The 21,249-nt window shown below is 62.1% G+C and carries 18 protein-coding genes and 1 tRNA gene; 8 read left to right on the top strand and 11 right to left on the bottom strand.

Annotated elements, in window-relative coordinates:
• Nucleotides 1–5 precede the first annotated feature (5 nt).
• Nucleotides 6–1,160, bottom strand: a complete 1,155-nt coding sequence (locus tag ACQ66J_RS03255; protein ID WP_430430469.1) for a phosphatidylinositol-specific phospholipase C1-like protein — start codon at nt 1,158–1,160, stop codon at nt 6–8.
• 190 nt (nt 1,161–1,350) lie between these two features.
• On the opposite strand from ACQ66J_RS03255, the gene ACQ66J_RS03260 reads away from it, so the two are divergent.
• A complete protein-coding gene (locus tag ACQ66J_RS03260; RefSeq protein WP_430430470.1) occupies nt 1,351–3,936 on the top strand; it encodes a TonB-dependent receptor in 2,586 nt (861 codons plus the stop codon).
• Between the two features lie 370 nt (nt 3,937–4,306).
• On the opposite strand, the gene ACQ66J_RS03265 is transcribed toward ACQ66J_RS03260, so the two are convergent.
• Nucleotides 4,307–4,383 (bottom strand) — tRNA-Ile (locus ACQ66J_RS03265).
• A 178-nt stretch (nt 4,384–4,561) separates the two neighbouring features.
• On the opposite strand from ACQ66J_RS03265, the gene ACQ66J_RS03270 reads away from it, so the two are divergent.
• Nucleotides 4,562–5,284 carry an SIMPL domain-containing protein gene (locus ACQ66J_RS03270; RefSeq protein ID WP_430430471.1) on the top strand — a complete coding sequence of 241 codons (723 nt, stop codon included), beginning with the start codon at nt 4,562–4,564 and terminating at the stop codon, nt 5,282–5,284.
• Here the strand turns inward: ACQ66J_RS03270 and ACQ66J_RS03275 are convergent, their stop codons facing one another.
• The 3 genes from ACQ66J_RS03275 to ACQ66J_RS03285 form a co-directional block, all read right to left on the bottom strand.
• Nucleotides 5,285–6,133 carry a TIGR01459 family HAD-type hydrolase gene (locus ACQ66J_RS03275; RefSeq protein ID WP_430430472.1) on the bottom strand — a complete coding sequence of 283 codons (849 nt, stop codon included), beginning with the start codon at nt 6,131–6,133 and terminating at the stop codon, nt 5,285–5,287. It abuts the gene before it with no gap.
• A gap of 50 nt (nt 6,134–6,183) precedes the next feature.
• Nucleotides 6,184–7,446: an EAL domain-containing protein gene (locus ACQ66J_RS03280; RefSeq protein ID WP_430430473.1), complete on the bottom strand. Its 1,263-nt coding sequence runs from the start codon at nt 7,444–7,446 to the stop codon at nt 6,184–6,186.
• 196 nt (nt 7,447–7,642) lie between these two features.
• On the bottom strand, nt 7,643–8,296 hold the full coding sequence (locus ACQ66J_RS03285) for an OmpA family protein (protein WP_430430474.1): 654 nt from the start codon (nt 8,294–8,296) through the stop codon (nt 7,643–7,645).
• Nucleotides 8,297–8,589: 293 nt separating this feature from the next.
• Here ACQ66J_RS03285 and groES point away from each other — a divergent pair, with 293 nt between their 5' ends.
• Entirely contained in the window at nt 8,590–8,877 is a 288-nt protein-coding gene (groES, locus tag ACQ66J_RS03290) for a co-chaperone GroES (protein ID WP_022700132.1), read from the top strand.
• A gap of 54 nt (nt 8,878–8,931) precedes the next feature.
• On the top strand, nt 8,932–10,572 hold the full coding sequence (groL, locus tag ACQ66J_RS03295) for a chaperonin GroEL (protein ID WP_375548499.1): 1,641 nt from the start codon (nt 8,932–8,934) through the stop codon (nt 10,570–10,572).
• Between the two features lie 563 nt (nt 10,573–11,135).
• Here the strand turns inward: groL and ACQ66J_RS03300 are convergent.
• Nucleotides 11,136–11,588 carry an Lrp/AsnC family transcriptional regulator gene (locus tag ACQ66J_RS03300; RefSeq protein ID WP_375548498.1) on the bottom strand — a complete coding sequence of 151 codons (453 nt, stop codon included), beginning with the start codon at nt 11,586–11,588 and terminating at the stop codon, nt 11,136–11,138.
• Between the two features lie 99 nt (nt 11,589–11,687).
• Here ACQ66J_RS03300 and ACQ66J_RS03305 point away from each other — a divergent pair, with 99 nt between their 5' ends.
• Nucleotides 11,688–12,752 (top strand): serine hydrolase domain-containing protein, encoded by a 1,065-nt coding sequence (locus tag ACQ66J_RS03305; RefSeq protein WP_430430475.1) that lies wholly within the window; start codon nt 11,688–11,690, stop codon nt 12,750–12,752.
• Nucleotides 12,753–12,793: 41 nt separating this feature from the next.
• Here the strand turns inward: ACQ66J_RS03305 and ACQ66J_RS03310 are convergent, their stop codons facing one another.
• On the bottom strand, nt 12,794–13,051 hold the full coding sequence (locus ACQ66J_RS03310) for a hypothetical protein (RefSeq protein WP_375548496.1): 258 nt from the start codon (nt 13,049–13,051) through the stop codon (nt 12,794–12,796).
• 237 nt (nt 13,052–13,288) lie between these two features.
• Here ACQ66J_RS03310 and ACQ66J_RS03315 point away from each other — a divergent pair, with 237 nt between their 5' ends.
• A complete protein-coding gene (locus ACQ66J_RS03315) occupies nt 13,289–13,858 on the top strand; it encodes an acyloxyacyl hydrolase (protein ID WP_430430476.1) in 570 nt (189 codons plus the stop codon).
• Between the two features lie 23 nt (nt 13,859–13,881).
• Here ACQ66J_RS03315 and ACQ66J_RS03320 read toward each other — a convergent pair whose 3' ends face one another.
• Nucleotides 13,882–14,964, bottom strand: coding sequence for a glycoside hydrolase family 3 N-terminal domain-containing protein (locus ACQ66J_RS03320; RefSeq protein ID WP_430430477.1), 1,083 nt, complete (start codon nt 14,962–14,964; stop codon nt 13,882–13,884).
• Nucleotides 14,965–15,123: 159 nt separating this feature from the next.
• Here ACQ66J_RS03320 and ACQ66J_RS03325 point away from each other — a divergent pair, with 159 nt between their 5' ends.
• Nucleotides 15,124–16,140: a hypothetical protein gene (locus tag ACQ66J_RS03325; protein WP_430430478.1), complete on the top strand. Its 1,017-nt coding sequence runs from the start codon at nt 15,124–15,126 to the stop codon at nt 16,138–16,140.
• 215 nt (nt 16,141–16,355) lie between these two features.
• Here the strand turns inward: ACQ66J_RS03325 and hisS are convergent, their stop codons facing one another.
• On the bottom strand, nt 16,356–17,849 hold the full coding sequence (hisS, locus tag ACQ66J_RS03330) for a histidine--tRNA ligase (RefSeq protein ID WP_430430479.1): 1,494 nt from the start codon (nt 17,847–17,849) through the stop codon (nt 16,356–16,358).
• A gap of 119 nt (nt 17,850–17,968) precedes the next feature.
• Between hisS and ACQ66J_RS03335 the strand changes: the two genes are divergently transcribed.
• Nucleotides 17,969–18,436 (top strand): hypothetical protein, encoded by a 468-nt coding sequence (locus ACQ66J_RS03335; RefSeq protein ID WP_430430480.1) that lies wholly within the window; start codon nt 17,969–17,971, stop codon nt 18,434–18,436.
• Here ACQ66J_RS03335 and ACQ66J_RS03340 read toward each other — a convergent pair.
• Nucleotides 18,430–19,068 (bottom strand): redoxin domain-containing protein, encoded by a 639-nt coding sequence (locus ACQ66J_RS03340; RefSeq protein WP_430430481.1) that lies wholly within the window; start codon nt 19,066–19,068, stop codon nt 18,430–18,432. The genes ACQ66J_RS03335 and ACQ66J_RS03340 overlap by 7 nt on opposite strands.
• A gap of 25 nt (nt 19,069–19,093) precedes the next feature.
• Entirely contained in the window at nt 19,094–21,211 is a 2,118-nt protein-coding gene (locus ACQ66J_RS03345; protein ID WP_430430482.1) for a protein-disulfide reductase DsbD family protein, read from the bottom strand.
• Between the last annotated feature and the right edge of the window lie 38 nt (nt 21,212–21,249).

A 21,249-nucleotide genomic window follows, 5' to 3' on the forward strand; every position in this document is an offset into this window, starting at 1 on the left:
GCGTTTCACTGCGCAGCCTCGTTTTGCAAGGGTTCGCACGTCGCACCGCGCCGTACCGGATTGCAGCGCGCCGTCGCGTCGCCTGGCAAACCGACCGTGTAGTCACTCCATTCCAGACGCGGCTCAGGATAGTCGGTTGAGATGTATTGAGCGCCGGACGCGAAGGCGGCCTCACGCCGCGCCACATCGTTGGTGCGCGCCTCGATCGTGTTGGCGTCTGCGCGCGTGCGCACCAGGAATCCCGCCGTTACGGCCTCGCGAATACGATCTCCCTGCACGAGCGGATCATTCATGGTGAAATAAGCGGCGTGATCGGCGTCTTCAGACAAGGAGTTCACAAAGGCGACCCGGCCTTCAAGCGTCGGCGCGCCGTCCAGATAGGTCGAGACATTCTCGGCGCCGGTGTCCAGCGCAAACAAGACTTTGCCGCGCGCTTCGTCCAGTGAAGGCCAGCCACCGTCCAGAACCGCCTCGCGCAAGGTCGCGCGGCCTGCGCGGACATCGTCGGGCGTAATCATGTCGTCCGGCGCCAGGACGGACCGGATTTCCGCATCCAGGGCGGCGAAAGCCTCTGACGTGAAATCAAGCGCCGCGGTCGAGCCAGGCACCGGGATCGACCCGGTCTTCAGGTTTAACAAGATCAAGAGCGGGACATGATCCGGATTGGCGTCCGACCACATCTCCACCGCTTCAAGACAGGTGGTGAATTGCGGGCAATGGGTCCAGACATCGATGTCCTGGATATGAAACACCTTAAATCCCGGGGCCTGTAGAGGGCTTGAATTGAACTCGCGCGCGCCTTCGACCCCTGACGTCGTGCGCGGCAGAAGCGGGTCTGCAAAACGCCCGCCCTCCGGGTCGAAAAACAGGTCGAGCTCAAGCTGCCGCATCCCGGTCTCAAGCTGTTCTGCGATCGGGGCATGGGAATAATCAAGGCCCGCGGCCGCGTTCGGATCGGAAGTCGCAATCACGGCGAATTCAGGGGCGGGGATAGCGATCTTGTAGCTGTTATGAGTGCCCACCGCCTGTAGGTCGGCCAGGGTGAGATCTATGGGGTCAACGGCGCACAGGGCTTCCAGATTGATCTGCGCCTGGCACTCAGAGTCGTCCAATCCGCCTGCGGCGGCAAGAAAAAAAGCCAATAAAAACAGCGGCGTCATAGCGCATCCCCCATACTCGCCAATGGGGCTGACCTTATCCGCGCTTTGTGACAATTCCTACTTTGGGGCCGTGCTTGCGGCGGTTCAGTTTCATAAAACTATGAATAGCCTCTTGATTAAGCTGGCGCTAACTGACTTGCGAACCGTCACCCGTAGCCGGGTGTCTGCGTTGATGCATTGGGGGGTCATCATGTATCGTTTCACTGTCAGCGCCGCTGCGCTCATCGCCGGGCTGAGCGTGTCGCCAGCCATCGCTCAGACGAACGCTGGCGGTCAGCAACCGGTCGAAGTTGAGTCCATCGTTATCCGCGGTGAGAAGGTCGAACGCGACCTTCAAGAGACTGTGACGTCGGTCGGCGTGGTCACCGGCGAGCAGCTGGAGCTCGACGGGATTGCCAGCCTAGGCGACGCGTTTGACTACATTGCGAACGTGAACCGGAACAATTCGGAGGGCGGGTTTTCGATCCGGGGGATCCCTTTTGACAACCTGCTCGGCGCCGGGTCCGCTCCCCTGGCGCAGGTCTATGTGGACGGCGTGACGCTGGGCGATCAAACCACGCGCTTTAACGCCGATACGATCTGGGATGTGGCTCAGGTCGAGGTGCTGCGCGGCGCTCAGTCAACGGTGCAGGGCCGGAACGCGCTGGCAGGCGCGATCATCATCAACACCGCTGATCCCACCTATGAGTTTGAAGGCCGGGCGCGCGCGCAATACCTGACCACCGATGATGAGGACATGACCTATATCCTTTCGGCCGCGTATGGCGGACCGATCGTGGAGGATAGGCTGGCTTTCCGGGTCGCGGTGGAGCGCCGGGAAAGCGACGGGTTCGTCGACAACGCCACGACCGGTGAGGACGGGGCGGACTACAATGATCAATGGCAAGCCCGTCTCAAGCTGCTGCTTGAACCATCGGACCGGTTCTCAACCCTGTTCACGGTGAATTACAGCCAGGCGCGGGTCGCTGATGCGCTGTCTGATCGTCGCTTGGTCGGACCGAACGGGTATGTAGACCTGAACACGGTTGTGGCTGGAAATGAGGACTTGCGCCTGAGCTATGTCAACGCGCCGGACTTCAACGAAAACACCAATCTGTCATTCGCCCTGCGCAATACCTGGGACATCAGTGACGCGCTTAGATTGACCTCGTTGACCACCTATTCCGATGCGGAGAACGACGAGCGGCTGGATACCGACGGGACGAATGTCGATCCCGCCCTCTACCCTCAGGATCCGTTCACGATCAACAATCCGTTCAACATTCCCACCATCCCGAGCGGAGAAATCGTGTTCGCGCCGGAAGGCGCCCAGCTGGAAGAGCAAACGATCTTCACGCAGGAATTCACGCTATCCTATGACACTGGCGGCAGGTTCCGCGGGCTTGCCGGCGCATACTATGTCGAGAGCGATGAGGAAGAATACAACTTTACCCCCGGCATCCAGCCCGGAATCCTGTCTGTGGTGGAAGGGGCGGCGCGCCCGGGCATCGAGGCGACCCTGATTGCAGAGCTCACGCCGCTGCGCGGCGTTCCAGCCCCGGGCAATCCGGTCGCAGGCATCCCCGCAGGTCCGGCTGGCGATCCTTTCTTTGACGCCTTCATCGCCGGCGCAACGGATCTGACGACCGCCGCGGTGCTGGCCAACTACACCGATCTCGGCGCTTTCCTCGCGATGACCAGCGAGCCTTTGAGCATTGAGAACTACGCGTTCTATGCACGCGGCGAATACGACGTCACAGAGAAGCTCACCGTCGGGTTCGGGCTGCGCTATGACCATGAGGAGCAGGTCGAGGGCCTGATCCTTTCCGGCGACCCGCTGGGCCTTCCAAACCCGGCTACGCCGAGTGTACCGGCCGGTTTCATTCCCGCGCTTATTCCTGTTGTTCAGGGCACGATCGCCGCGGTGAACGCTAATTTTGACGCCTCCCTCCTTGAAGCAAACACCTCCGCAAGCCAGGACTTCTCCGCTTGGCTGCCGTCCGGGTTTGTCAGCTTTGACATCGATGAAGACCGCACGATCATCGCGTCGGTGCGGCGCGGCTATCGGGCCGGCGGGTCGGACCTCAACATCCCGCGCCAGTTCGTGTCGCAGTTCGATCCTGAATACACCACCAATTACGAGCTGGCCCTGCGCTCGTTCTGGATGGACCGGCGACTGCGGGTGAATGCGAACGCGTTCTATACCGACTGGACCGACCAGCAGGTTGTGGTGTCCTTGTCGACCCTGCAGCAAGACGAGGTGGGCTTTAATGTCGGGTCCTCAAATCTGATGGGATTTGAGATCGACGCGTCGTTCCAGATCGACAGCAACTGGTCGCTGGACGCCTCGGTCGGCCATGTGAAGACCGAGTTTGAGGACTTTGATACAGCGCTGGCTGAAACGATTATCGCCGCTCAAAGCCTCACCGTTCCAACGAATCTGGAGCAAACGCTGGCCGCTTTTGAAAGCAATGCGTTCAGCTTCGCTCCGGAATGGACCGGTTCCGCCCGCCTGGCCTATGAAGGCGATACGGGATGGTACGGCGTGCTCGGCGTCACTTATGAAGGCGAAAGCTTCGTCAACAACTCAAATTCCGGTTCGGCGACCTTCCTGCAAAACGACGCGCGGACGCTGGTCAATTTCACCGTCGGCCGCCGCGTGCTCGATGACCGCGCCACGATCAGCTTCATGGCGCGCAATCTGTTTGATGAAATCTATGTGGCGTCAGGCGGTAATGAACGCGTCCGGATGGGCGCCCCGCGTCAAATCGGCGTACGCCTCGCCGCCGATTTCTAGCATCCGTGTTCCCCACGCCGGGCCGGGCGCAAGCACCCGGCCCGGCGTCGGATGCGTTAGAAGACACTGCATGGCCGCGGCGCAATCACACAATAGCGCCCCCGCCCGTCTAAAGTGAGATTGTCATTTCCGCCTTTGGAAAGCGCAGCGCTGGAGACGGCGCTCTTCTGGGTGTGCCCGTTCGGCCGAGCCCTTCTTCGCTGAGCGTGGCAGGGCCCCATGCCGCATGATTCACATTGACGGATAAAATGGTGGGCCCGGAGGCGACCCACATCGAACCCGCAGGGTTCGCAAGCGCGATTGCGCGTCGGCCGGTCAGGCCGCCCCATCGGAGGCGTTTGCGAAGCAAATTGCCGTGAGAGCGAGACAATGGTGGGCCCGGAGGGACTCGAACCCCCAACCAAGCGGTTATGAGCCGCCGGCTCTAACCAATTGAGCTACAGGCCCGCTGAGCAAGACAGCGTCCTGACTTGATAACGCGGGCTGCGATTTTGGCAAAGTCGTCTTGGCGGCGAGATGCAGCTGAACAGGCGTTCAGGGAACGGCCATCAAAGAGTCGCGTTTCCGACATGAGACAGGCCTCAAAGCCCGTATACTGGACGCACAACACACTGGGAGAGCTCTTATGATCCGCACCGTTTTTCTCGCCGCCGCCCTTATGACCACCACCGCCCTGCCCGCCAACGCCGTGGCGCAAACAGCGCCCGCGCAAGAGCAGACCGCGCAGCTGAACCTGTCAGCCAGCGGCGAAGTCCGCATCACGCCCGACCAGGCGCAAGTCTCCGCCGGCGTCGTCACCGAGGCGCGCACCGCGGCGGAGGCGCTGCGGGCGAACAGTCAGCGCATGTCGCGCGTCTTCAGTGCGCTGGAGGACGCCGGCGTCCAAGCGCGCGACATCCAGACCAGCCAGCTCAATGTCAGCCCGGTCTACTCCCAGCCGTCCAGCCGCGACGGCGGGACGCGTGAGATCACCGGATACAGCGCGCGCAACACGGTCACCGCTTTGGTGCGCGGCATGGACAGCGTCGGCCCGGCGATTGACGCCTTGTTTGAGGCCGGCGCCAACTCGCTCAATGGCGTGACGTTTTCCAGCTCTGAAGCGGACGCCGCAGAAACCGAAGCGCGTCGCCGCGCCGTCGCCGAGCTTTACGAAACCCGCGACCTCTATGCCGAAGTGGGCGGGTTCACGATTGAGCGCCTGTTGAACTTCTCTGAGAGCGGCGGCTATGCGCCCCAGCCTGTGATGTTCTCGCGCGCCATGATGATGGAAGACAGCGCCACGCCGGTCTCGGGCGGCGAGTTGGTCGTCTCGATCACCGTGAACGGAAGCTGGGAAATCGAAGGCTGATCACCAGACGAGCTTCGGCGCACAATAGCGTGCAACGAGGCCGTCCTCCGCAAGGAGGGCGGCCGCTTTGTCAGCGTCAAACCCAGTCTCAAAAGCCTGCCCGAGAATGCCGTCGACGATGAAGAGCGCATCCACGCCTTCCGACTGGGCGCCTTGAATATCGGTGTGCGGTCCGTCGCCGATAGCCAGCACCCGCGCCTTGTCCAGACGCTCCCCGCGCAAGCGATCGATCTCGCGATAAGCCAGATCGTAAATCGGCGGATGGGGCTTGCCCGCCATGACCGCCGTCCCGCCCATATCTTGGTATTTTTGCGCCAGCGCGCCCGCGCAATAGCGCAAGCCCTCGCCGAACTGCACGACGATATCGGGATTGGCGCAGATCAGGTCGAGCCGGCGCAGCTTGGCTTCGGTCAGAAGACCCGTGTAGTCGTCCGGGGTCTCATTTTCCCAGTCAAACAGGCCTGTGCAGGAAATAAAGGCGGCGTCTTCGAGCTTGGCGAACTCCAGCTCCGTCCCCTCATACAGCGCGTCATCCCAATCGGGGCCGAGCTTGAAGGCGGGACCTGGCGCCCGGCTTTCCAGCAAGGCATGGGTCGCCTCGCCCGAGCTGACCGCGCTGTCCCACACATCCTCACCCGATCCCATCTGCTTGAGAAAAGTCTCAAGCGACGATGCGCGACGCGGCGAGTTGGAGACCAGCACCACCGTGCCGCCCTGAGCGCGATAGCGGCGCAAGGCGTCTAGCGCTTCAGGCAAAAGGTCTGAGCCATCGCGGATGACGCCCCAGACGTCACACAGGATTGCGTCGTAATCGGCGGCGAGTTCGGAGAGGCGCGGAAAATCGGTCATGGCGCGGAGCTAGGCTGCTGAGGCGCGCGCGTCAACGATGAAAGCACACCCTAGCCCGCAGCGCGGCGCAGCTTGTTATCCGCTTCATTGAGCACTTCATCACGCACCGGGCGCGGCGCGCCGAACAGATGCCCCTGAGCGTAAGCGACATCAAGATCGAGCACTTCAACCACAGTGCTCTCCACTTCGATCTTTTCCGCCACCAGATCGACGCCATAGCGCGCAAACAGACCCGCCACGTCTTCAGGGCGCAAAGCGCCCGGCTCACGGCCGGCAATGGGCTCTGCGCCATGGGCGGCGGCGATCAGGCGGTCGCCGGCCACCTTGATGAAGCGCACGCCCGCGCGCTGCAGCTCGGCCAGGTCAATATTGAGGTCATTGACCTGATCGATGGAGAAGCGGAAGCCGAAATCGGCCAGCCGCGCCATATTGCGCGCGGCGGTGGCGGAGCGGTTTTCAAACTGGGCGCGCGGCAATTCAAAGATCAGCGCGCCAGCGAGATCGGAATTGCGACGCAGGAAATCGAGGAAGGCCGGGAAGAAGTCTTCATCGGCCAGCGAACGAATGGAGACATTGCAAAACACGCCCACCCGGCGATCCGATTTGGTCAGGCGGCGCACGATCTGCACGCAGCGCAGCAGCAACAGATTGTCCACATCGGTGATCAGGCCCGCTTCCTCTGCGGCGGCGAGGAACTCGCCCGGCCCCAGAACCTGACCGTTTTCGTCGCGAATGCGCGTATAGCCTTCGTAGAAATAGGTCCGGCGCTGCGGCAGGCCGACCACGGGCTGCAAATACAGATCAACGCGATTGTCATCGAGCGCGCGGCGCACCAGGTCCACCGCATCCGGCGTCTGGGCGGCGACGGGCGCGGCGCGGCCGCCGCCTTCCAGTCGCGCCAGGATTTCAGCGACCAGACGCTCATCGGCGTTTTGCGGATCACCCGCAGCCTGGATCGGCTGGCTCAGTTCCAGCGCGGATTCCTGTGTGGCCGGAGCGCTGGCTTCCGCTGTCCTGGGTTTTGTGGCGACCGCGGTCTCCGCCAGCGCCTCAATCCGGTCCTGAGCGCTGCTCAGCTCATCGAGCATGGACATGTTGGCGGCTTTGAGCAGATGGATCTCGTCTTCAAAGAGCTTGCGTTCTTCAGCGCGCGCGACAGAAGCATGCACCTGGCCGCCGATCAGGAACACCAGCGCGCCCATCATCCAGGCGAGCTCGGCCGACATCAGCCCGAAGCGATCAAACGCCAGAGCCGCGACGATGGCGACCATCGCATAGGTTAGGATCACCAATATGTCGCTTGCGCGCGGCATTCTCGCTCCTGAATGTCGCGGCTTGGTCCAGACCAGACCAAGTCCAACGAATCACACTCATTTTGGCGATCATAAAGTGCGTTAACCGGACTTGTCAGAACGTTAACGCTGTGAGCCGTGGACAAATGGAAAAAACAAAGGCGCGCCCGCACATGCGGACGCGCCTTGTCGTTAATCGCGGTCTCCCGCCTCGAAATTACGAGGTATGCGGGGCGATCTTGATTTCCACGCGGCGGTTCGCGGCGCGGCCTGCATCGCTGTCGTTGGAAGCGATCGGCTGGCTCTCGCCCATGCCCGCCACATACAGACGGTCACGCATGACGCCGCGCGCGATCAGTTCCGACGCCACAGAGCTGGCGCGACGCTCGGACAGAGCCTGATTGTAGCCGGCGTCGCCGACACTGTCGGCATGACCGATCACGTCCACATACGTGGCCGGATAGGTCATCAGCACGTCAGCCACATCATTGAGCACAGGACCGAAACGGCCGCTGATCTGAGCGGAGTTGGTGGCGAAGGTCACATCACCCGGCATCACCAGATACAGGTCATTGCCCACACGGCGAACGGTCACGCCGGAATCGCGCAGACGCTCGCGGAAGGCGCGTTCCTGGCGGTCCATGTAATTGCCGATACCACCGCCCGCGAGAGCCCCCACGCCCGCGCCGATCAGCGCATTGCGGCGGTCATCGCCGCCCGCCAGCGTGCCCAGCAGCGCGCCGGCCGCAGCGCCAGCCAGAATGCCCGTGCCGGTGCGGTTCTGCGTAACATTGCCGTACTGGTCAGTGGTGGTGCAGGCGGCCGCAAGGCCCAGCGCCATAACGGCGGCGATCATTGAACGAAACATCATACTCTCTCCCGTAAACGTCCCCTGAAAACGCAGAACTACCCTAGAAGTTCCCCGTCTAGATAGCCCCATCCTAGCCTATGTGCGCGACGTGTGCATGAACGCAGGCTGAACCGGCCGGAGATCGCGCTGAAATGCGCGGTCAAAAATGTCGTTCGGCGCTCTTGACGGGGTCATGCGCGCCTCTTACTTCCGCCTCTGTTAGCAACCGCCCTCTGAGAGTGCTAACGCCCTCGAGGCGGCGAGAGCTAAACCAGATCTTCAGTGAGCTGACGCTCAAAAACGGAGTACCGGCAATGAAATTTCGTCCTCTGCAGGACCGCGTCGTCGTCAAACGCGTCGAGGAAGAATCCAAGACCGCTGGCGGCATCATCATCCCCGACACCGCCAAGGAAAAGCCGCAAGAAGCTGAAGTCGTGGCTGTGGGCCCCGGCGCCCGTGACGACAAGGGCGCGCTGATCGCCATGGACGTCAAGGTCGGCGACCGCGTGCTGTTCGGCAAATGGTCCGGCACCGAGATCACTCTGGAAGGTCAGGATCTGCTGATCATGAAAGAGTCCGACATTCTGGGCGTGGTCGGCTAATCGCCGCCGCAACGCTTTTTCGAACCACACACTCAAGATTGATAGGGACGAACAATGGCTGCCAAAGACGTTAAGTTCGGCGCTTCCGCCCGCGAAAAAATGCTCAAAGGCGTGGATACCCTCGCCGACGCCGTGAAAGTCACCCTCGGCCCGAAAGGCCGCAATGTGGTGATCGAAAAATCCTTCGGCGCTCCGCGCACCACCAAGGACGGCGTGTCCGTGGCGAAGGAAATCGAACTGGAAGACAAGTTCGAGAACATGGGCGCCCAGATGGTCCGCGAAGTCGCTTCGCGCACCAATGACGAAGCGGGCGACGGCACCACCACCGCAACCGTTCTGGCGCAATCGATCGTGCGTGAAGGCATGAAATCGGTCGCCGCCGGCATGAACCCGATGGACCTCAAGCGCGGCATCGACAAAGCCGTCACGCTGGTCATCGAGCACCTCAAATCCTCCGCCACCCCGATCAAGGGCAATTCTGAAGTCGCTCAGGTCGGCACCATCTCCGCGAACGGCGAAAAAGAAATTGGCGATATGATCGCCAACGCCATGGAGAAAGTCGGCAATGAGGGCGTGATCACCGTCGAGGAAGCCAAGTCTCTGGCGACCGAACTCGATGTCGTGGAAGGCATGCAGTTCGACCGCGGCTATCTGTCGCCGTACTTCATCACCGACTCCGAGAAGATGATCGCGGATCTCGAAGACCCGTACATCCTGCTGTTCGAGAAGAAACTCTCTTCTCTGCAGGCCATGCTGCCGGTTCTGGAAGCTGTGGTTCAGTCCAACCGTCCGCTGCTGATCATCGCAGAAGACGTTGAAGGCGAAGCGCTGGCGACCCTGGTGGTCAACAAGCTGCGCGGCGGCCTGAAAATCGCAGCCGTCAAGGCGCCGGGCTTCGGCGATCGCCGTAAAGCCATGCTCGAGGACATCGCCGTTCTCACCGGTGGTCAGGTCGTCTCTGAAGATCTGGGCATCAAGCTCGAGAACGTCACCCTCGACATGCTGGGCACCGCCAAGAAGGTCAACATCACCAAAGACGACACCACCATCGTGGACGGCGCCGGTGAGAAAGAGGCCATCGAAGGCCGCGTGAACCAGATCCGCCGTCAGGTTGAAGACAGCTCGTCTGATTACGACAAAGAGAAGCTGCAAGAGCGTCTGGCGAAACTGGCCGGCGGCGTTGCAGTGATCAAGGTCGGCGGCGCTTCGGAAATCGAAGTGAAAGAGCGCAAGGACCGCGTGGACGACGCGCTGAACGCCACCCGCGCTGCGGTGGAAGAAGGCATCGTTCCGGGCGGCGGCATTGCGCTGCTGAAAGCCTCCAAGGCGCTGGATGGCGTGACCGGCGACAATGAAGACCAGAACCAGGGCATCGCCATCGTGGCGCGCGCCCTGCAGTCTCCGATCCGTCAGATCGTCGAAAACGCGGGCAGCGAAGGCTCCATCGTTGTCGGCAAGGTGCTGGAAAACAATGACGCCAACTTCGGCTACAACGCCCAGACCGGCGTGTACGAAGACCTGGTGAAGTCCGGCGTCATCGATCCGGTGAAAGTGTCCCGCATCGCGCTGCAAGACGCAGCCTCTGTGGCGTCCCTGCTGATCACCACCGAAGCGGCGATCGCTGAAAAGCCCAAAAAAGAAGGCGCAGCTCCGGCCGCGCCCGACATGGGCGGCATGGGCGGCATGGGCTTCTAAGTCCAGCCATTCCAAGGCTACGAACGGAAAGGGCGGCTCGATTGAGCCGCCCTTTTTGTTCCAAAACTGCATCGCGCCTATGCAATCTCGCAGTGTCGTTTCCGGAAAGGCGCGTCTAGCTGATGAGTTTGTGTCGCCGAGCCGAGACACGCTTCATACTGCGCCAGCACGCACTCATAATACGCGAGCCGATCTGAACTCAGATAAGCGCAATAAGCGCGGGCTTGCATAAGACAGTCTGAACTCGCGCCACTTTGAGCTTCTGACTGGGCAGTCAAAGATACACACAAGGCGGCTGCTGAAGCCAAGGCGGTGAAAAACGTATGTCTCATTGATGATCTCCCTTTGACAGTGTCGCTACATCCACAATCCAAGGGCATCATAATACCCTTATAGGGAGAATTATAAGCCAATATTCCCCAAGCTGGTCAGATCATCTCTGGTCGCCATTCAGAAATTTACATCCGTTTCGACGACCGCCACACAGATCGGCGAATAAATACTGACGCGTCAATGAAGCTAAATTATCAATATATCTAGAGAGTTGCCTGTACCCTGCCCTGTCAGACCGGCACTTCGGTGGTGAATTTGACGGTGCTGAGCACCACCGAGGTTTCATAGCGCCGCACAATCGGGTCCTGCAGCAAGCTGGCTTCGGCCCAGCGCTCATAAGACGCCAAGGAAGGCGCATGGACATGAAGCAGGAAGTCCACCTCGCCGGCTATTGAATAGATCTGCGTGACATTTGGATCCGCCAGCATGGCCGAGCGAAAACGTTCATATATGTCCGGTGCGTCATCATGAAAGGTCACCGACACGATCAGCGTCTGCCCGAGCCGGGCTCGGTCCAGCAGCGCCGCATCCGTCGTGATGACGCCCTCGCGCCGCAATCGCTCAAGCCGACGCCTGACAGCGGTTTCAGACAGGTTCACCTGCTGTGCAACGGCATGATTGGATAGCCGGTTGTCACGCTGCACGATCCGCAAGATTGCTCGATCTGTCTCATCCAGGATCATTTGCGACCTCCGCGCCGAATTTCGGCGTTTAGAGTGCTGAAATCGGCGAGATCGGGCAAGCACGCTCTGCTAGCGTGTTTCAAATAAAAGAGGTTCGTCATGACACGCCTGCTCCCCATCGCCATTCTCTTTCTGTTGCTCGTTCCTGTAGAGGCGCTCGGCGCCCTGCCCGACACCCTCACGATCGAAACCGAGATCGACGCCATCCTTGAAGAGGGTGACATTGCCGGCGCTGTGGTTCTGGCTCAGGACCCTGAAGGTCGCAGGATCATCACGCGCGGCGTGGCGAACCGCCAGACGGGCGCCCCGATCCCCGAAGGCGCGCAACTCAGGATCGCCAGCATCGGTAAGATCCACACAGCCGCCATCATTCACAGCCTGATCGCAGAGGGAGCCCTGAGCCTGGACGACCGACTGGCTGACCTCGTGGCGCCCCATTGGCTGGACGGGATCGCCAACGCGCAGATCGCCAGTGTGCGACAGCTGCTCACCCACACCAGCGGCATTCCCGATTATTATGACGATGTCTGGTTTCAGACCGTCAACACGGTCCAGGGCAACACCCCGCAGCGGACGCTGGGCTATATCCATGGCCGTCCCGCCGAGTTCCCGCCCGGCGAGGGGTATGGGTATTCAAACTCGAACTACCAGTATCTGGCCCTGATCGCCGAAGCCGTGACCGGGCAGGATTTTGACGCCCTGATGCAGGCGCGCATCATCGCCCCGCTGAACCTTGAAGCGACGAGCTATAATCAGGCGCTGGGTGGCGCCGACCTCATTCATGGCTATGGCGCGCCCGGCGAGCCAGAGCGAGACGTCTACGACCTGATTGAAAACCATGGTCCTGATGGCGGCGTCTTCACCAGCGCCAGCGATCTGGCGAATACGCTCTCCGCCCTGTTCTCGCCTGAGGGCGAACTGTCAGAGCTGGGCCGGTTGATGCTGAGCGAAGAGATTGATCGCGGCGACGGTCGCAGCCGGGCTCTGGGCCCGATGCGCATTCGAGACCCGCGCGGACTGGATGTCGTCATGCATGGCGGCTCGATCGCCGGATACGCCAGCCTGGCGTTGTACGAGCTCAACACCGGCATGATTATCATCGTGCATTTGAGCGCAGACCGCCCGGACCTGGCCGGACAACTGGTGCGCCGCCTGTTGCAATAGGCCTGGAGGGCGCAGTGGCATGCGCCCTCCAGACTTCGGAATCAGGGCAATTCGCAGCCTTCGCGCAGCGCTTTGGTCGCGTCAAAGCTCGGCGCTGATTGATATTCAATGCAGATTTGCGTGAGCTGTTCCACACAATAGGCCCAGCTGGCGCTGCCGCGCGGCACGAACAGGGCGCAATCCTCTTCGGCTTGCTGCTGGCATTGCACGGGGTCGCCGGCCATCGCAGAGCCGGTCGTCAAGAGCGACAGGCCCAACAGCGCCGATGACGCCAGTGCAGTAACACTCATCTTGTTCATGAAAGCCTCCTCCATATGAGCGCAATCTTGCGCAGCAAGAACACTACCTCAGGAGGGAATTCAGAGCCACAAATTCCTCCTAGGAGAGAATTTTGGCTTAACAAAGCGTTTATTTCGTATGTCTGAGCGGCGCGAAACCAACAGCTCGCGGACAATCGGCTCACAGCTTCGTCAACGCACTGGTCAAGATTTCAGCTGGGCGCTATTCCAAAACACTCAGAGTTAAAGGAATGCATCATGCTTCGTTTCGCCGCCGCGCTCGCCGCTGTGTCTCTCACCGGCGCCGCCAGCGCGCAGAGTTCCGGTTTCGGTCTCGAGGAAGTGCGCCTGGGCGTTGCGGCGCATGACCTGACAGACCACAGCGAAGACGGCCCGCAAATCGTCGGTGATCTGATGTTCTCGAGCCCGGATTTTCTGGAGCGCATCTGGTCGCCCCGCCCCTTCCTGTCCGCAAACATCAGCACCCAGGGCTACACCAATCTGGTCACGGCGGGGCTCGCCTGGGAGTATGGCGTCACCGATCGGCTGAGCCTCGAGGCCTCGTTCGGGCTGAGCTATAATGACGGCGTGCTGGAAGTTTACCCCGACCGCGACGGCCCCGTGGAGGCCCAGCGCATCAAGGACACCCGCGCCCTTCTGGGCTCTGACTGGCTGTTCCGCACCGGCTTCGCCGCCGATTACGCGCTCAATGAGCAATGGTCGCTCGGCGTGTTTTATGAACACCATTCCCACGGACAGATTCTCGCCAGCGGCCGCAATCAGGGTCTGGACGAGCTGGGCCTGCGGATGAGCTATCGCTTCCGATAACAGACGACGCAGTGCGGGCGGAGTTAGCCCAGCCCCACTTGCGCCTTCAAAGCAGCGATCCGGGCGTTGGCGTCGATCAGACGGTCCAGGCTGAGCCGCCCGTACTCGATCGCCTGTCCGACCCAGTCCACGGCGCGCCGAGGCAGATCAGGATCGGCGTCCGCCGAGTTGGAAATCAGCAGCAGGTCATTGCCCGCCGCCAGCGAGTCCACGATCGCCTGTTCGCGCGTATACTGGTTTCGGATCGCGCCCATATCGAGATCATCGGTGATCACAGCGCCGCGATAGCCCATCTGCTCGCGCAAAAGTCCTTGAAGGACGGGCGCTGACAGCGTCACCGGGCGTCCTGAGGGGTCCAGACGGCGATTGATCAGATGCCCGCCCATGATCAGATGGGCCTTGTCTTGCTCAATGAGGCGCTCAAACGGCGCGGCTTCCACCTCGCCCCACGTGTCTGAAATGTCGACGAACCCGTCATGGCTGTCGCCCTGGCTGCGCCCATGACCGGGGAAATGCTTGATGGCGCACGCAACGCCCTCCGCCTCCATAGCGTCGATGAAGGCGCCGCAATAGGCTGCGACCGTGTCCGGATCATCGCCAAAGGCGCGCGCCCAGCGGTCAATCACCTCATTGCCGTCATGGCGCAGGTCCGCGACCGGGGCAAGGTTCATGGAAAACCCGTTTTGCGCCAGCTCACGCGCCGCCTGGGCGAAGACCGGACGGGCCGCGTCGAGCCCCATCTCCGCCAGCGCCTCGGCGGTGGGAATGTCGGTAAAGCCCATCTCGTCGGTCAGGCGCTGCACAAAGCCGCCTTCCTGATCGATGGCGAGCCAGGCGTTCGGCGCTGCAGACTGGAAGCGGTCTGAAAGCCCCAGCACGCCGTCGCGGCTGCGTGCATTATGGCGCAGGAACAGAGCGCCGCCGACGCGGCCGGCGGCGAGGTCGTCTTCAAGCCGCGACGCGCCCTCCGCCTGCGCATGATCGCCGAGAAACCCCAGGATCAGGCAATTGCCGACCAGCGTATCCAGAGACGCCGTGGTTGCGAATGCAGGCGCCGTGCAAAGCGCCGCCATGCCGGCCATAAGCCCGCGTCGTGAAATCATCATGGCTGTCCCTCATCCCTTGGTCAGATTGCTAGAGCGCCGTCGGCCATCTGTCCAGACGAAGGCAAGGACTGTGAATACGAGAATGACGAAAACTTAAGCCTGCGGACGTGCCGCTGTAAGGCGCGCTCACCCACAGTTCCGGGAAAGGGAGGACATTTGATGAAACACTGGATCGCCACGGTCGCCGCCGTCGCCGCCGCACCGCTGCTGGTCGCCTGCGCCTCGGCGGGCGCCGCACAAACACGTTATGCAGACGCCGATGAGCGCACTGCTCATGTGCTGGTCGTCAATGGGCAGCGCATTGTCATTCGCGACGGCGCCCACGCTGTGCGCGTGATTGAAACCGCGCTCGATGGTGACGACGACACCTCAATCAGCCTTGATCTCGATATCGATGTCGACCGCTGGGACGAAGATGACATAGAAGCCTTCACAGAGGAGATGGAGGCGTTGTCTGAGACCCTCGTCGAGCATTTCTCCGAAGGCTCCGACTTTCACATCCAGCTTGATCGTCTCAATTTTGACGAAGACGAACTGCAGGCGCGGATCGAAGTGATCGTCGAGGACGCCGAACGCCGGGCGATGCGCGCGGAACGACATGCCGAACGGGCTGCAGAGCGCGCAGATCGTGACGCCGAGCGTATGATCCGCCGTGCCGAACACCGGGCGGAACGCGCCGCCCGTCGCGCTGAAGAACGCGCGCATCAGGCCGAGCGCCACGCTCTGTCCATTTCCATTGACGCCGACTCCATCGCTCAGGCGGGTCTCGCCGCCGCCGAGCACGGCCTTGAAGCCGGGCTGCGCGCGATTGACCGCACGCTGGAGCGCGGCTGGAAGACCGAGGACGGCGTCCGGGTTCCCCTGACAGCGGAGGATCGGCGAGAACTACGTGACGCCCGCGAAGAGCTTGAAGAAAGCTTGAGCGAGATGCGAGACGAGCGCGCGGAATGGCGCGAGACTCGCTCTCACACTTCATCACGTCATGAGCACACCTATGAAGACCGCCAGGTGCGCATCATCGAGCGTGACGGCGAAACCCGAGTCTGGGTCAACGGTCGCGAGCTTGTCGGGGCCGAGAAAGAGACCTGGCTGGACGCCTGGCGTTCTTCTGAACAGGCGCATGGACTTGAAGGCGGGCCGGACATCCCTGCGCCGCCGTCGCCGCCGCGCCGGTAATCGCTTCAATCCATCGACAGAAAAAAAGCCCGGCGTCGAAAGACGCCGGGCTTAAAGATTCTGGTTGGTCGATTAAGAGACGTCTCCTCCCCAGAGACACCACTTAAGAGACAAGACGGTCAGGCCCTGTCTGTTTAAACGTTGGCCTAACCGTCATAGGACCGTCAAGCCCCTAGAGTCAGGCGATGTTTCGCTCTGCTGCATTTTCGACACATTTAGCCGCCCGTCAGGCGCGCCTTTATGGCGCTCACGATCTGATCGCGCGACACGGTGAATTGAGCAGGCTGATCCTCTCGCCAGGCCTTGTTATCGGTGATCTCGGCGGCCAGGCGCGCGCCCAGTTTGAGATCCTTGATCTGGGCCTCGCCTGCCTCCCGTTCGTCAGAGCCGATGATCACTGCGAAATCTGCATCCCGGCGATCGGCGTATTTGAGCTGTTTGCCCATATTGCCGCCGCCAATGAAGGCTTCCGCCCGCAAGCCCGCGCCCCGAAGATCAGCCGCCAAGGCGAAATAGTCCGCCATCCGGTCTTTCTCCGCCGCCACAATGATCACCAGCGGATCAGCCTTGGCCGCGTCCAGGCGTTTGAGCGCAGACAGGGCCGCCGCAAAGCGGCTGACGCCAAACGAAAACCCCGTCGCGGGGACGGCTTGGCCGGTGAAACGGCTGACCAGATCGTCATAGCGTCCGCCGCCGCCCACAGAGCCGAAACGGATCGGCGAGCCATCGTCATAATGCGCCTCAGCCAGCAGCTCGGCTTCAAACACCGGGCCGGTGTAATAGCCCAAGCCCCGCACGACCGAAGTATCGAGCGTCCAGTTCTCGGACTTGCCCAGAGCGTCGAGCACGGACGTGATCGTTTCAAGGTCGGCGACCGCCAGCTTTCCGGCGTCCGTATCGCCCAAAGCCTGAGTGAGACGCTTGAGCACTTCCGCGTTGCGCGCCGCGCCGGTCAGCGCGTCATCCACCTGCCCGGCTTCAATGAAGCCCAGCACATGGCGGCGCTGGTCCGCATCGAGGCCTGCGCCTTCGGTAAAGTCGCCGCTCTCATCCTTGCGGCCTTCGCCCAGCAGCAGCTCGACCCCTTCAAGACCCAGACGGTCCATCTTGTCGATGGCGCGCAGAACGCGCAGGCGCTTTTCAGACGCGGCGTCGCCCAGACGCTCGAGAACCCCATCCAGCAGGCGGCGATCATTGACGCGGATGACGTACTCGCCCTCAGACAGACCCGCAGAGCCCATGACTTCGCTGGCGAGGGCGATCATTTCCGCATCGGCCGCCGGCCCCGGCGCGCCGACGCTGTCGGCGTCGCACTGGACGAACTGGCGGAAGCGGCCCGGACCCGGCTTTTCGTTGCGCCAGACTTCGCCGAACTGATAGCGGCGGAACGGCTTGGCGAGATCCTGGAAGTTCTCGGCGGCGAAGCGCGCCAGCGGCGCGGTCAGGTCATAGCGCAGCGCCATCCATTGCTCGTCATCATCCTGCATGGCGAAGACGCCCTCATTGGGTCGTTCTTCATCGGGCAGGAATTTGCCAAGCGCATCGGCGTATTCGAAGGCCGGGGTCTCCAGCGGTTCAAACCCCCATTGCTCATACACCGCGCTGGCGGCGCTCACGAGCGCGCGCTCGGCGCGCAACACATGGGCGGAGCGATCCTCAAAACCGCGGGGACGACGGGCTTTGGGACGGAACGCCTTGGTCTTGGCCATGAGGATGCTCGCTCAGATTAAAGGTATCGAAGGGCCTGCGGCTTAGCCTTGCCAGCGACAAGGATCAAGCGGCGCCGGGTTTGCAAGGCGCTCTAAGCACGAAAAACCGGATGTCGTCCATGTTCGCTCACACGCTTCTGATCAGTGTTCAGGCCGCCAGCGCGCCGCAGATTGCGCCGGACGCCGCCCAGGCGCTGGTGACGCTGTCGCACAGTCTTGAGGCTGAAGCGCAACGCCGCGCCCAGGATATGGCGCGCAGTCCGGCGGCTCCCGTGGACGCTCTACCGGTCCAGGATCCGGTCCTGACCGCGTTGAGCGAGTTCAGCTTGCGAGCCTATCAACTGTCACGCGCTGTCGAGGACAGCGGCGGGCCGACCGATCTACGCTGTATTTTCCGGGGCATGAGCGAAGATGCGCAGCATCGCGCCGAGCTGTTGTCACAAACTGCGACACGCGCCGATCATGCCCGCGCCTATCAAGAGATCGCGCGCCTGACCGGACAGGCCGCCGAGATCGCCGCCACGCCCGAGGCACAGGCGGCGGGCCTCAGCGCCTATTCCTGTCCGGTCGAAGCAAGCGATCAGTAAGCGTATTTGACGTTGCAGCCATAAGGCTGGGTCTGGGCCGGGTCCGGGCTTTCGCCGTTCCCGACCGCCGTCAGCGCCATCGTCACGTAATCGGTAGCTTCAGGCGAATCCGCACGCGGACGTGGTTGGTCGTCGATCGCGCCGGCATATTGCAGCACGCTATCGCCATCGATGACATACATGTGCGGGGTCGTGCGCGCATCATAAAGCCGTCCCAGATCGCCTTCCGGGTCGAGCACCACATGCGCGGGCGCGGCGCCGCGCTCTTCATTCAGGCTCAGAGCTTCTTCAGCCTCGACATAGCCTTGTTCGCCAGGGGCGGAGGAGATGATCTGAACCCAGACCACATCGTCTTCAGCGGCGGCGGACTGCAGGGCCTGGATATGCTCGGAGCCGTAATGACGCTGCACATAGGGGCAGCCATGATTGGTCCACTCCAGAACAACCGTCTGGCCAGAGAGGCTCTCCAGTGACAGCGCTTCGCCTGTCGCGGTCTGTACGGAGAAGGCGGGCGCGGCCTCGCCGGTGACGACATCGGCGCGGGCTTCGAGTGTGAAAGCGGTGATCGTCAGGGCGGCGGCGGCGCAAACGCTCATCAGCTGGCCCAGAGAACGGCGAGACACGGTTACCATCAGATTAACTCCCCTAGTGTGCGGCTTATTGTACGGCCTCGTTCACAGATTGGATCACCAATCCTCCGGTCAAGAGCGGCGGCAACACCTCAGGCGCGCCGGAATTGGCCGGATACATCAGATAGAGCGGCACGCCGGCCGAGCCATGACGCGCCAGAGCGGCGGCGATCTCGGGATCCTGATTGGTGAAATCAGCGCGAAACAACGCCACATCATGCTCGGCGAAGGTCGCTTTGACCGCCCCCTCAGACAAGGCGCCAAGCTTGTTCACCTGACAGGTCACGCACCAGGCGGCGGTGAAATCCACAAATACCGGACGGCCAGCCGCTTGCGCCTCCATCACAGCGCTTTCGCTCCAGACCGCCCACTCGCTTTGCCCCTGGATTGTCTGGCTGACCGGCTCCATCCGCGCCGTCACCGACAAGGCGCCTAGCGTCAGCACGACGCCTACAAGCGCCGTCGCCCGTCCCGCCAGGCCCGACAGTCCCAACGCCCAGACCGTGAAGCTGGCCGCCAGCAAGGCCAGCATGAGCCATAGCGCGCCATTGGGGCCCAGCTGGGCGGTCAGCACCCAGACCAGCCAGATCGCCGTGGCGAACATCGGAAAAGCCAGAATCTGCCGGAACCGGGTCATCCAAGGTCCCGGCTTGGGCAGCAGCGCCAAAAGCCCTGGGCTGAAGCTGACCAGCACGAAGGGAAACGCCAAGCCCACGCCCAGAAAGGCGAAGATCGTCAGAGACGCCAGCGCAGGCTGGGTCAAGGCGAAGGCCAGCGCGCCCGTCATGAAGGGCGCCAGACACGGTGCGGCGACGAACACAGCGAGAACGCCGGTGAGAAAGGCGCCTTTGCGTCCGCTATCCTTGACGCCCGACCCAACCGATTGCAGCGATGTGCCGATCTCGAACGCGCCCATGAAGTTCAGACCGATCAAGAACAACAAGGTGGCCAGCCCCGCCACCACCAGCGGCGCCTGCAATTGCATGCCCCACAGCGCTGGCAAGCCCGCGACGCGCAGGATCAAAAGCAATCCGCCCAGCGCCAGGAAGGTCCCGATCACGCCTGCTGCGAAGACCAGACCCAGCGTCCGTGCTTCGCTCTTCTCTGCGCCGCGTTTCTCAACCAGCGTCAGCGCCTTCATCGACAGCACCGGGAAGACACACGGCATCAGATTGAGGATCAACCCGCCCAGGAGCGCGAGCCCGGCGGCCTGGAGGAAACTGATAGATTGCGGAGCGGGCGCGCGCTGTCCGTCAGCGCCAGAGGTTGGGGACACAGACGCTGGCGCTGCAGCACTCAGATCGTTGACCCGCAACCCGTTGCGCGCCGTGATCTCGACCGCTTCTTCTGTCCAGACATCACCGCGCTGCGCCGTGTAGACGAGCACGCCGAAACGCGCCTGATCCACGCCGTTTCGGCTCAGATATCCAGCGGTCAGATCCAGACGCAGCTCTTCGCCTTCATGAACAAGGCTCTGATCGGCTGCGTGGTCGATCACGCCGGATTCATACGGGTAAAATGTCAGGTCCGAGAGCGCTGCATCGGCAAAACGCGGCCCGCTCAGGGTCAGCACCAACCCGTTGCTGTCACCGTCCAGCCCGGCGCGCACACCGTCATCGCGGACCGGCGCCTGGTCCAGAGCCTGGATGATCAGCGCCTCACCCGCCGGATCTGTGGCGGACCCGCCCACCTCAAGCGTGATTGCGACATCGGCCTCTTCAGGGATGCAGATATCTTCACAGACGAGCCAGGTGGCGAATGCGGTGATCGTGAGCGGTCCCGGCGCGGCGTTGCTCGGCACGGTCACCGCAACCGGCAGCGTGACTTCGGCGGAATAGCCATAATTGGTCAAAGGGCCTAGATCATAGCTGTGCGGCGCCGGCCAGATCATGTCGCCCACGCGCCAGCCGTCCGGCAGCGACAGGTCAAGATGGGTCGGCTCACCGGAATCGCCTGGATTGCGCCAATAGGTGTGCCAGCCCGGCGTGATCGTCTGGTGCAGGGCGAGATGGAACGTCTCGCCAGGTTCGACCGCGCGCCGGTCAGACACCAGCCGCGCGTCCACCATGGGGTCGCCGGAGCCGAACTGAGCCAGCGCCGGAGCGCCGGTCATCAAGATCATAAATACTGCGAGCAGTCGGAACACGTCGGGGGACTCCTTGGGTCGCGTCACAGATCAGCGGT

The sequence above is a fragment of the Oceanicaulis sp. genome (genome assembly GCF_965284345.1).
In the GTDB taxonomy this organism is placed as follows: domain Bacteria; phylum Pseudomonadota; class Alphaproteobacteria; order Caulobacterales; family Maricaulaceae; genus Oceanicaulis; species Oceanicaulis alexandrii_A.

What these genes read in the sequence shown, in the direction of transcription:
- ACQ66J_RS03315 (WP_430430476.1), top strand. Translation starts at nt 13,289, where the DNA reads ATGCTTCGTTTCGCCGCCGCGCTCGCCGCTGTGTCTCTCACCGGCGCC.
- ACQ66J_RS03280 (WP_430430473.1), bottom strand. Translation starts at nt 7,446, where the DNA reads ATGCCGCGCGCAAGCGACATATTGGTGATCCTAACCTATGCGATGGTC.
- groES (WP_022700132.1), top strand. Translation starts at nt 8,590, where the DNA reads ATGAAATTTCGTCCTCTGCAGGACCGCGTCGTCGTCAAACGCGTCGAG.
- ACQ66J_RS03300 (WP_375548498.1), bottom strand. Translation starts at nt 11,588, where the DNA reads ATGATCCTGGATGAGACAGATCGAGCAATCTTGCGGATCGTGCAGCGT.
- ACQ66J_RS03335 (WP_430430480.1), top strand. Translation starts at nt 17,969, where the DNA reads ATGTTCGCTCACACGCTTCTGATCAGTGTTCAGGCCGCCAGCGCGCCG.
- ACQ66J_RS03275 (WP_430430472.1), bottom strand. Translation starts at nt 6,133, where the DNA reads ATGACCGATTTTCCGCGCCTCTCCGAACTCGCCGCCGATTACGACGCA.
- ACQ66J_RS03255 (WP_430430469.1), bottom strand. Translation starts at nt 1,160, where the DNA reads ATGACGCCGCTGTTTTTATTGGCTTTTTTTCTTGCCGCCGCAGGCGGA.
- ACQ66J_RS03260 (WP_430430470.1), top strand. Translation starts at nt 1,351, where the DNA reads ATGTATCGTTTCACTGTCAGCGCCGCTGCGCTCATCGCCGGGCTGAGC.
- ACQ66J_RS03340 (WP_430430481.1), bottom strand. Translation starts at nt 19,068, where the DNA reads ATGGTAACCGTGTCTCGCCGTTCTCTGGGCCAGCTGATGAGCGTTTGC.
- ACQ66J_RS03285 (WP_430430474.1), bottom strand. Translation starts at nt 8,296, where the DNA reads ATGATGTTTCGTTCAATGATCGCCGCCGTTATGGCGCTGGGCCTTGCG.
- ACQ66J_RS03310 (WP_375548496.1), bottom strand. Translation starts at nt 13,051, where the DNA reads ATGAACAAGATGAGTGTTACTGCACTGGCGTCATCGGCGCTGTTGGGC.
- groL (WP_375548499.1), top strand. Translation starts at nt 8,932, where the DNA reads ATGGCTGCCAAAGACGTTAAGTTCGGCGCTTCCGCCCGCGAAAAAATG.
- ACQ66J_RS03270 (WP_430430471.1), top strand. Translation starts at nt 4,562, where the DNA reads ATGATCCGCACCGTTTTTCTCGCCGCCGCCCTTATGACCACCACCGCC.
- ACQ66J_RS03320 (WP_430430477.1), bottom strand. Translation starts at nt 14,964, where the DNA reads ATGATGATTTCACGACGCGGGCTTATGGCCGGCATGGCGGCGCTTTGC.
- hisS (WP_430430479.1), bottom strand. Translation starts at nt 17,849, where the DNA reads ATGGCCAAGACCAAGGCGTTCCGTCCCAAAGCCCGTCGTCCCCGCGGT.
- ACQ66J_RS03325 (WP_430430478.1), top strand. Translation starts at nt 15,124, where the DNA reads ATGAAACACTGGATCGCCACGGTCGCCGCCGTCGCCGCCGCACCGCTG.
- ACQ66J_RS03305 (WP_430430475.1), top strand. Translation starts at nt 11,688, where the DNA reads ATGACACGCCTGCTCCCCATCGCCATTCTCTTTCTGTTGCTCGTTCCT.